This window comes from Oleiphilus sp. HI0117 (assembly GCF_001635235.1).
Window position 1 is genome coordinate 1 of sequence record NZ_LWGA01000729.1, and the last position, 9130, is coordinate 9130.

Here is a 9130-nt window from a genome sequence, read left to right on the forward strand (position 1 = left end):
CAGTTTCTCATAGCTTTGTCCAAGCGCTTCAGCCAAGGCTTTAGCTTGGGCAACATTCAAGTTCAGATAACGAGGATCTGCATAAACCGTTTCAACCGGAGCGCTAACCGCCAAAGGCACACCATGGCGATCCATAATTACGCCACGATGAGCATCCAGCGTTTCAAAGCGAATAGTACGTGCATCACCCTGCTCTGCTAAAAATGCCTGCTCATAAACATGCAAGTCTATCGCACGATAAAAAAGTGCGAGACCACACAAAGCCAAAAAGCCCAGCAGAAACCAATACCGCCAGGCTAAATTGCTTTTAGAAATGTCTTTTGAGCGATTCACTAATCAGCACTCTTTTATTTATAGTTAGTAAATTAACTGGATTTTTTCAGTTTCTGGCACTTCCATACCCAAGCTTTCGCGCGCCACTGACTCAATTCTATTAGGCGAGCTCCATGCACTTTGTTCTAATAACAATTGCGCCCACTCGAGCTGAAGCTGATCATTTTTTTCTAGCAAAATTGCTTGCTCTGCAAATAGCTGCCGACTCAAGTGAGAAGAGTACACAACACCAATTGCTGACAAGACGATTATCAGTAACAACATGCCGGTCACCACAAAACCTTTAAAGGAAACCTGCCTTAACAAATGAAGCAAGCCATCTAGGGCCAAAGCCATTCGCTCCATCACCGTCATCTCTGAAGAGTTTTCCCGCACCGCCTCAACGCCGCGTTCACCGTGGCGAACTACCGACGTCAATCTAGACATTAACAACATAAGCCTATTCATCAGAAACTCTCTCCAACACTCGCATTACAGCGCTACGCGCCCGAACGTTATTTTCTATTTCTGCTTTACTCGGTTTAATCGCCTTTCCAACTAGCTTAAAGCCTCGAACAATATCTTTTTCAAAAACGGGCACCCCCGGCGGAGGCGCATCACCTTTTGCTTTTTCACGCATAAAGCGCTTAACAATACGATCTTCGAGTGAATGAAAGCTAATAACAACTAAACGGCCACCGACTGCTAAACTCTCACTTGCTTCGTCCAGCAATCGCTCTAAATCACTCAATTCATCATTAACTTTAATTCGAATAGCCTGAAACACCCTGGTCGCCGGGTGCTTATGTTTTTCCCAAGACGGGTTCGCGTCCTTCACTATTTTCGACAGTTTTGCAGTCGTATCAATTTCCTGACCCAGCAATGCCTCTTTGATACCTCTAGCTATTTTCCTAGCAAACTTTTCTTCGCCATAATCGAAAAATACCTGAACCATCTCTTTCTCATCGACCTCTTTGATCCACTGTGCGGCACTCACTCCGCGCGTGGTATCCATCCGCATATCTAGCGGACCATCATTCATAAAACTGAAGCCTCTCTCAGCATTATCAAGCTGCGGAGATGACACACCCAAATCCGCTAACACGCCCGAAACTTTCTCTTGCCCACAAACTCTCAAATGCTCACGAATATCTGCGAAGGAGCCGTGCACAATCGAAAATCGCTCTTCATCAACAAATCGACTCTGTGCCGCAGATATTGCTTCCAAATCTTTGTCAATAGCGATCAACGAGCCATCTTTATCCAAAGCTTCTAGTATTTTTGAGCTATGCCCACCACGACCAAAGGTTGCATCAACATAGGCACCTGAAGAATTCGTCACCAATAAGTCAACTGCTTCTTGTAATAGCACCGTCTCGTGCATATGTTGCTCACAACTCATACCAATGTGTCCAATTCAATCAACATATACATTACAGAGACAAATTCAGCATTTGCTCTGGAATATCATCATCCTGATCTGCTTCATCTAACCAATTAAACCAACTGTCTTCACTCCAAAGCTCAAACTTCTTTCCTTGACCCACCAACATCAACTTCTTCTCGAGATTTGCATACTCTCTAAGTGTTGGCGGCACAAGAATTCGCCCATTCCCATCCATTTCCAAAGGCGTCGCATAACCAATCAACAAACGCTGAGTGCGTCGCGCAATCTTGTTGAAACTTGGCAGGCTTTCAATTTGAGGCAATATCTCTTTCCATTGATCTTCTGGGTAGACGAGCAAGCAGCGCTCCTCAGTATGCGCAGTCACAACAATACGGCCATCACAAAAAGACGCCAACGATTCCCGAATCTTAGTCGGAATCGCCATGCGACCTTTAGCATCCATATTGATTGCGTGACTACCTAAAAACAAAATTACGCCTCGAAACCCACAAAAAACTGAAAAATACCCAAAATTAACCACTTTTTTCTACTTTTACCCACTATAGGAACTAGAACTCCACAAATCAAGCAAAATAGACGGGTAGCCAAAGGGAAAAATACTCAAAAAACACAATAACTTAGAGAGATATAGGCAAAATCGGAAGGCACAGAGAGACTCTTATCTTTTAACAACAAAAAGATAGCGTGAAAACTTAAGAAACCACTTTAAGAGTAAGATTTTTTTCTTATTAAAAGACAAGAAATGGGGATTTTTTTAACTAGGAAAAGTAAAGAGTTTGCCGATAAGCCGGGTTCTGTCGTGGACAATCATTCATCTAGACTAAACGTCACCATTTAGTTCAAGCAACCTACCCGAATTCAGCGCGAGCCACGCCAACGAATTCCTATTTGGTTTTGCTCCGAGAGGGGTTTACCATCGCCATGAACTGTTGCCAGTCATGCGGTGCGCTCTTACCGCACCTTTTCACCCTTACCGTTCCTAGCCAAGGCTAGAACTTAGGCGGTTCACTTTCTGCTGCACTTTCCGTAGGCTTTCGCCCCCCAGGGGTTACCTGGCACTCTGCTCTGTGGAGCCCGGACTTTCCTCTCCTCATGCTGAAAACTCAGCTAAGCAGCGATTGCCTGGCAAACTCAGGAATAACAGTATTACGGAAATACAGATAATTCAAGAAAAGAATAGATAAATATAACTAATCTCGAACCGTAGCAATGCGAACATTACTAATACTCGTTAGATCAGAGATATAGCCACTGCCGATTGACGCTTCCTGCCCCTCGCGATCCGGAGGAGCAATTGTGGCTACAAAGTCTACCTGCCTCTCAACGATATAACGAATCGAGCCCAGGTTTTGCTCCAAGACAGTTACAGTTTGCTCTATACGACTTAACTCGTAGCTAGTATTGTCTTCTTGATCACTATCGGAATCGAAAACAATGCTATCAAACTCATCATCTCGAACAAGGAAAACAGCATCTTCAAAAGACGAAGGCGGAAGCTCATCCACATAACTCACATCAGCGGAGGTATCAGCTCCAACTAGAGAGTCTTGAATAGTGAGATTACTTGCCCACGACTCAACCTCTTGAGTCAAAGCAAACTCAAGCACGTCAGTCACCTCATCTGGGTTAGCATCCTCAATTGTGATATCGGTCTGAAAAGGCAGCACTTCATAATCGTCATCAACCGTCAAGCCCGCGGCTGTAGGACCAGCTATATTAACAATATCTTCAGCCGAGTTTGCTGACACAGCCGAAACCGTCCCCATCGCTCCTTCTGAAAGCAACTCAAAAGCATGCACAGGAAAAGCCGTCGCCAAGCCCAAAAATGATACTGGGAGAAAAATATTTCGGAACAGTCTATCCATTATGACTCTACATCCGTTAGATAATTATTTGCTTATATTTTGCACGATTAAGAATACCTTCGCAATCTACTAAGCACATCGAATCACATCATTCCTTCAAAATTGCAAACCGGTCGTCGGTTTTACAATCACTTCTCTTTCAAACTTAAAGCCAGGTTGTATATTTCCTTTTTACTTCCGCCCACAACATCCGCCACGACAGCACTTGCCTTTTTTGGCGGCAGCTCTAGAAGCAAACGCGCTAGAAGCTTGAGCTTTTGCTCATCACTCACACTCAGAGGCTCTTCCTGTGAACCTTCAAGCACCAACACAAACTCTCCTCTAGTTTGATCTTCGTCAGCCTTCATCCAAGCCAGAACTTCAGACACCTCACCGTACTTAATCGTCTCATATCGCTTGGTTAGTTCTCGAGCCACACAAAGTTTTCGCCCTGCCAACGCGTCGGACATAGCCTCAAGCGTCACCAAAATCCGGTGAGGCGATTCATAAAATATAACTGTGCGCCGCTCAGCAAGATAAGATTGCAGCACCTCTTCTTTAGCCTTTTTCTTAGCAGGCAGAAAGCCTTCAAAGATAAACGTGTCACTTGCAACGCCGCTGGCGCATAAAGCAGCAATCAGTGCAGAAGGGCCTGGTATGGGCCTGACGAGAACCCCACTTTCTTTGGCTCTCAAAACTAATGTATACCCCGGATCAGAAATCAGCGGCGTACCGGCATCTGAAACGAGCGCCACCGACTGCCCCTCTTTGACCAAGCCAATGATATAAGCACTTTTCTCAGACTCATTGTGCTCGTGCAGGGATATCATTTTTGTAGCAATACCGTAGTGCTCCAAAAGCTTTCTTGTGTGCCGCGTATCCTCCGCAGCAACAACGTCAACAGCTTTCAAAACCTCAATTGCCCTCAAAGTAATATCTGACAAATTTCCTATTGGCGTCGCAACAATGTAAATGGCACTTTCCAAGAACACAACCTCACTATAAAATACGGAACATTCTACATTTAAGCATAGACCCCGCTATGAAAGCACTTCACTTTTCTATTATTGTCTGCCTGTCTGTCATTATATCTGCCTGTGGCACATCGCCTAAAGTAAACCAAAGCAAACTAACAAAGGTCGAATCTCCCGCTCCAAAACAACCGGAAGAGCTGATTTCACTAGCACTAAAGTCCACCTCCCCAAAACAACAATCCAAGCTATTTTTTCAAGCCGCACAATCTTATTGGGAAAATAACCTATACGCACAGAGCGATGCTGCACTAGGGTCAGTTCAAATAGAGCACCTCAATGAAGCTGACGCTCAAGACTATCTTTTAATGTCCTTAAAGTTAGCGACAAGCAATAAGAACAAAGCACGCATTGAGAAAATACTGCCGCTAATCCCGAACCTTGGTTTATCTGGCATGAATGTCGACCAGCAAATCGAGCTTTCGCACTTATTATCTCAAGCTTATGAAATCACAGATTTAACTATTGAAGCGGCGATCACCTTAATCGATCATCGCGGCCTAATTAATCCAGAGCATCACCAAGACACAGACGAGCAAATCTGGCACCTACTCCGCTCAACTGAAACAGCCGACCTAAGCCAATACATTTACACAGGCGACAACCCTGACGCATTAGCGTGGTTAGATCTAGCTCGAACAATCCAGCTAAATCAGATCAGCCTGGATGCCCAATATAATGCATTTCAGGCATGGAACGAGCTGTGGCCAAGCCATCCTGCCAGCCTGAATCCGCCTCACGAGCTAAGCATTCTAAAACAACTCCCAAACACTCGCCCCGATTCGATAACACTTGCCCTGCCCTTAAGCGGGCCACTTCAATTGGCTGGAAAAGCTATTCGTGACGGTTTCATGGCTCAACACTATGCCAGCAATAAACAAAACCCAAACCACGAACCACTACAAGTTCGTTTTTTCGACACAGCAACGCAAGACATTTTGTCACTGTACAATCAAGCACCTGAGACAGGCAGCCTAATTATCGGCCCTCTAGACAAAGCTTCTCTTAAAGCGCTGAACTCCTTAGATATTATTAGCACGCCAACTCTCGCCTTAAACTATCTTCCAGCGACTAACGCAGGTTCAGATAAGCTATACCAACTTGGTCTAGCACCTGAGACCGAGGCCAGACAACTTGCTACACGCCTACACGACAAATCACTGAAACGGGTCGGCATCATACTGCCAGAGAATAATCTTGGCTTTCGCATATACGATAGCTTTGTAGAAAGCTTCTCTTCATTAGACGGGGTCGTTATCGATAGCGTATTTTACAAAAATCAGAAATCTCTCGCTTCGAGCGTCGCCCGCCTCCTCGGCACTGAGGACAGCCAGAATCGAAAGCGAAAAATTCGAAAAATCACTAACACAGCGCTCGAGTTTTTACCCAGAAGAAGGCAAGATATCGACGCACTTGTCATGATTGCCAAACCCGAAATAGCACGTCAAATCAAACCTCTCTTTGCCTACCATTACGCTGCCGACCTGCCAGTATTCGCCAGCTCTCAAATTCATAACATATCTAACAACAACGACAACAGAGACCTGGACGGTATCGAGTTTATCGAAATGCCCTGGATGCTTAGCAGTACAATAGATATCAAAAGCCAGATAAATCATGCTATCCCCGAGTCAACAGAGCAATATAGCCGCTTTTATGCGCTAGGAGCCGACAGCTATAATATCGCCCCAAGACTACAGCTATTGCACGAAGTTCGAGGCAGCCAGATGCAAGGCCACACCGGCATGCTATCAATGGATGAGCAGGGCATTATTAATCGCCAATTAGAATGGGCAAAATTTAGAAAAGGAAAGGCAGTTACCATTAAGGAGTAAGGAAATGCTTAGCAAAGGACTTGCTTATGAGCAGATCGCCGAGAAATACCTTCGCACCCAAGGACTGAAAAGCATAACGAACAATTATCGGTCCAAGTTTGGTGAGATTGATTTAATTATGGGAGATAAGAATACCCTAGTCTTTATTGAAGTCAGATATCGAGCAAGAAATAACTATGGCATCGCAGCTGAAACCGTGACCCCACACAAGCAAAAGAAGATTATTAAGACTGCAAGCATATTCCTTTCTCACAAAAAGCTATGGAATATGCCATGCCGATTTGATGTTATATCTATCAGCCAGAAAGAGAACAGCTTATCCGAGCAAATTCATTGGCACAAAGCTGCATTCGATGCATCTTATTGAGCTCAGTTTATTACCTAAATCACCTAAAACGGTTAACTAGAAATGTCCGAACTATCACCACTATCAAACTACCTATGTGAAGCTGTTGATTCTGCCGCAGCAAACCTTGAAGCACTTAGTGAAAACCTGGAGCAAGCTTGCAACCTAATTACACAGACACTTCTGAGCGATAAAAAACTGATTATTTGCGGGAACGGTCTATCTGGACCAATCGCAAGCCTTTTAACAACCTGCTTAATGAACCAACAGGAATTCGAACGCCCAAGCCTTCCTGCGATCAATATTTCTATCGATTCCACAACTATTTCTGCTATTGCGAAGGACGGCAATTACAACCTTAGCTATGCCAAGCAAATTAGAGCCATTGGTTTCGAAGGAGACACCCTGATTGCACTATCTATCGATGGCAACTGCAGCAATATTGTTCAAGCAATTCAAACCGCGCACGAAAAGGACATCAAGGTAATCACACTTATCGGTCATAAAGATGGGAAAATTTCTGCGATAAAGCAGGGACAGGATGTTGAAATCCAGCTAAACACCAATTCGGTAGCGCGAGCGATGGAAGCTCAACTTATGGCAGTTAATGCCATGTGCCACCAAATCGAAAATCAACTTTTTGGTGGCGCATTTTAGTTAAGAAAGCCTAGAACAGGCTTTCTCTTTATTTAACTATCTTTAGAGAAGGCTTATGAGGCAGGTGTTCTGCCGCTTTCTTCCCTTCATCTTGTGGGTCATTCGGACTCGGCGGCTCTGGAGCACCAGGCTCAGCCCCGAACACCATACCCTGTCCATTTTCTTTTGAGTAAATCGCCATAATAGCTACGATAGGAACGTAGACCTGCATCGGAACGCCACCAAAACGCGCTCGAAAACTAATAGCCTCTCCATCAATTAACAGCTCATTAACCGCACCAGGACTAATATTGAGTATAATTTGCCCATTCGTGACATAGTCTTCTGGGACACTTACACCCTGGATACCGGCATCAACGACGATATACGGCGTCATGTCGTTATCCAAAATCCAATCATTTAGTGCTCGAACCAGATATGGCCGACTTGGAGTCATTCCGCTCACCCCTTTACTCATTATTTAGCGACTTAGTGTCGCATTTCTTTTTCTAGTTCAGACAAGCTAGCTTGAAAGGACTCACGCTGAAATATACGATCCATATACTTCGAAATCGGTTTTGCCTGGACATCATCTAACTCAATTCCCATTACCGGTAAACGCCACAACAAGGCAGAAACACAGCAATCGACAATGGTAAACTCTTCACTCATGAAGTAAGGCATTTCTGAAAAAATCGGCGCTGTAGCAATCAGGCTTTCTTTCAATTCCTTACGATACTCATTCGCCTTCGCAGCATGCGGATCAGCAAGAATTGCATCAGCCAGACGACTCCAATCTTTACGGATTCGGTACATCATCAAGCGGCTTTGCGCTCGAGCAACCGGATATACTGGCAACAAAGGAGGGTGCGGAAAGCGCTCATCCAAGTACTCCATCATAATATCCGACTCATAAAGTACTAAGTCGCGGTCAACCAAAGTAGGCAAGTCATTGTATGGATTATGATCAGAAAGCTCAGCAGGCTTGTTATCTGGGTCAACGTTAACAACGTCAACTGCGACACCTTTTTCCGCTAAGACTATTCTTACCCGGTGACTGTAATGGCTCTCACCATCAGAAAAAAACGTCATGGACGAACGTTTGGTCACAACACCCATATACTTACCTCAACCTTTAAATCAGATTTACTGCACTGATAGCACAGTTTTAAATTTGGGCAGAATTATACACGATTTACAAGCCAGTCGTGAAAATTCTCTTGGATAGAAACAAAAAAAGCCCTCCATGCCTACACATGGACGGCTTTTATTCTTCTTTCTAGCTAACTAGTGAATATCTCTCCAATACTCTTTGTTCAAGAAGTATGCAAAAACAAACAAAAACGCTAGGAATATAAGAACATTTCGGCCAAGTGCCTCACTTTGAAGCCTAGAAGGCTCACCAACATATTCTAAAAAGTTAACCAGATCATAGATCGCTTCGTCATATTCAGCAGGACTCAAGCTTCCTTCTGTCGCATATTCAGAACAACCACTACTCTTAACAATATTTCCGCTTAATGGATCAACAACAGGCTCAACACCTAACTCTGGCGCGACAGCACAAACACCCTGCAAACCAGCTAGTACGTGCGGCATACCCACATCTTTGAAAATTACGTTATTCACACCATAAGGGCGCTTTGAATCGGCGTAAAATCCACGCAAGTAGTTATATATCCAATCAGGACCACGCAAACGAGCACTCAAAGTCAAAT

General features: G+C 44.3%; 11 protein-coding genes, 1 other RNA gene and 1 pseudogene. 3 read left to right on the forward strand and 10 right to left on the reverse strand.

From position 1 onward, the window contains the following. The 7 genes and pseudogenes from A3757_RS10995 to rsmI form a co-directional block, all read right to left on the reverse strand. Positions 1–333: pseudogene (locus A3757_RS10995) on the reverse strand (penicillin-binding protein 2); the annotation flags it as partial. A gap of 24 nt (positions 334–357) precedes the next feature. Next, the gene (gene ftsL, locus A3757_RS26720) at positions 358–759 is read right to left on the reverse strand and encodes a cell division protein FtsL (RefSeq protein ID WP_197470004.1); all 402 of its coding nucleotides are present in this window, start codon (positions 757–759) and stop codon (positions 358–360) included. Between the two features lie 13 nt (positions 760–772). Beyond that, on the reverse strand, positions 773–1714 hold the full coding sequence (gene rsmH / locus A3757_RS11005) for a 16S rRNA (cytosine(1402)-N(4))-methyltransferase RsmH (protein WP_068553776.1): 942 nt from the start codon (positions 1712–1714) through the stop codon (positions 773–775). 31 nt (positions 1715–1745) lie between these two features. Beyond that, positions 1746–2189 carry a division/cell wall cluster transcriptional repressor MraZ gene (mraZ, locus tag A3757_RS11010; RefSeq protein WP_068516386.1) on the reverse strand — a complete coding sequence of 148 codons (444 nt, stop codon included), beginning with the start codon at positions 2187–2189 and terminating at the stop codon, positions 1746–1748. 298 nt (positions 2190–2487) lie between these two features. After that, an RNA gene (rnpB, locus tag A3757_RS11015) (RNase P RNA component class A) lies at positions 2488–2854 on the reverse strand. A gap of 56 nt (positions 2855–2910) precedes the next feature. After that, positions 2911–3585, reverse strand: coding sequence for a hypothetical protein (locus tag A3757_RS11020; protein ID WP_068516390.1), 675 nt, complete (start codon positions 3583–3585; stop codon positions 2911–2913). 128 nt (positions 3586–3713) lie between these two features. Then, the gene (rsmI, locus tag A3757_RS11025; protein WP_068516393.1) at positions 3714–4550 is read right to left on the reverse strand and encodes a 16S rRNA (cytidine(1402)-2'-O)-methyltransferase; all 837 of its coding nucleotides are present in this window, start codon (positions 4548–4550) and stop codon (positions 3714–3716) included. A 56-nt stretch (positions 4551–4606) separates the two neighbouring features. Between rsmI and A3757_RS11030 the strand changes: the two genes are divergently transcribed. From A3757_RS11030 to A3757_RS11040, 3 genes are read left to right on the forward strand one after another with little or no spacing between them, the layout of a single operon-like run. Next, positions 4607–6430, forward strand: coding sequence for a penicillin-binding protein activator (locus tag A3757_RS11030; RefSeq protein ID WP_068567888.1), 1824 nt, complete (start codon positions 4607–4609; stop codon positions 6428–6430). Positions 6431–6434: 4 nt separating this feature from the next. Further along, entirely contained in the window at positions 6435–6797 is a 363-nt protein-coding gene (locus A3757_RS11035; protein WP_068507997.1) for a YraN family protein, read from the forward strand. 42 nt (positions 6798–6839) lie between these two features. After that, on the forward strand, positions 6840–7433 hold the full coding sequence (locus A3757_RS11040) for an SIS domain-containing protein (RefSeq protein ID WP_068553552.1): 594 nt from the start codon (positions 6840–6842) through the stop codon (positions 7431–7433). A 28-nt stretch (positions 7434–7461) separates the two neighbouring features. On the opposite strand, the gene A3757_RS11045 is transcribed toward A3757_RS11040, so the two are convergent. The 3 genes from A3757_RS11045 to A3757_RS11055 all read right to left on the reverse strand — a co-directional run. Further along, positions 7462–7869, reverse strand: coding sequence for a ClpXP protease specificity-enhancing factor (locus tag A3757_RS11045; protein WP_156490427.1), 408 nt, complete (start codon positions 7867–7869; stop codon positions 7462–7464). Between the two features lie 32 nt (positions 7870–7901). After that, a complete protein-coding gene (locus A3757_RS11050) occupies positions 7902–8531 on the reverse strand; it encodes a glutathione S-transferase N-terminal domain-containing protein (protein ID WP_068516402.1) in 630 nt (209 codons plus the stop codon). Between the two features lie 168 nt (positions 8532–8699). Then, the coding region (locus A3757_RS11055) for a cytochrome c1 (RefSeq protein WP_197470006.1) at positions 8700–9130 on the reverse strand (431 nt) is incomplete at its 5' end.

Excerpts from the sequence above, each read along its gene's own strand:
- ftsL (WP_197470004.1), bottom strand. The coding sequence starts at position 759 with ATGTCTAGATTGACGTCGGTAGTTCGCCACGGTGAACGCGGCGTTGAG.
- rsmH (WP_068553776.1), bottom strand. The coding sequence starts at position 1,714 with ATGAGTTGTGAGCAACATATGCACGAGACGGTGCTATTACAAGAAGCA.
- A3757_RS11020 (WP_068516390.1), bottom strand. The coding sequence starts at position 3,585 with ATGGATAGACTGTTCCGAAATATTTTTCTCCCAGTATCATTTTTGGGC.
- A3757_RS11030 (WP_068567888.1), top strand. The coding sequence starts at position 4,607 with ATGAAAGCACTTCACTTTTCTATTATTGTCTGCCTGTCTGTCATTATA.
- A3757_RS11035 (WP_068507997.1), top strand. The coding sequence starts at position 6,435 with ATGCTTAGCAAAGGACTTGCTTATGAGCAGATCGCCGAGAAATACCTT.
- A3757_RS11040 (WP_068553552.1), top strand. The coding sequence starts at position 6,840 with ATGTCCGAACTATCACCACTATCAAACTACCTATGTGAAGCTGTTGAT.
- A3757_RS11045 (WP_156490427.1), bottom strand. The coding sequence starts at position 7,869 with ATGACTCCAAGTCGGCCATATCTGGTTCGAGCACTAAATGATTGGATT.
- A3757_RS11050 (WP_068516402.1), bottom strand. The coding sequence starts at position 8,531 with ATGGGTGTTGTGACCAAACGTTCGTCCATGACGTTTTTTTCTGATGGT.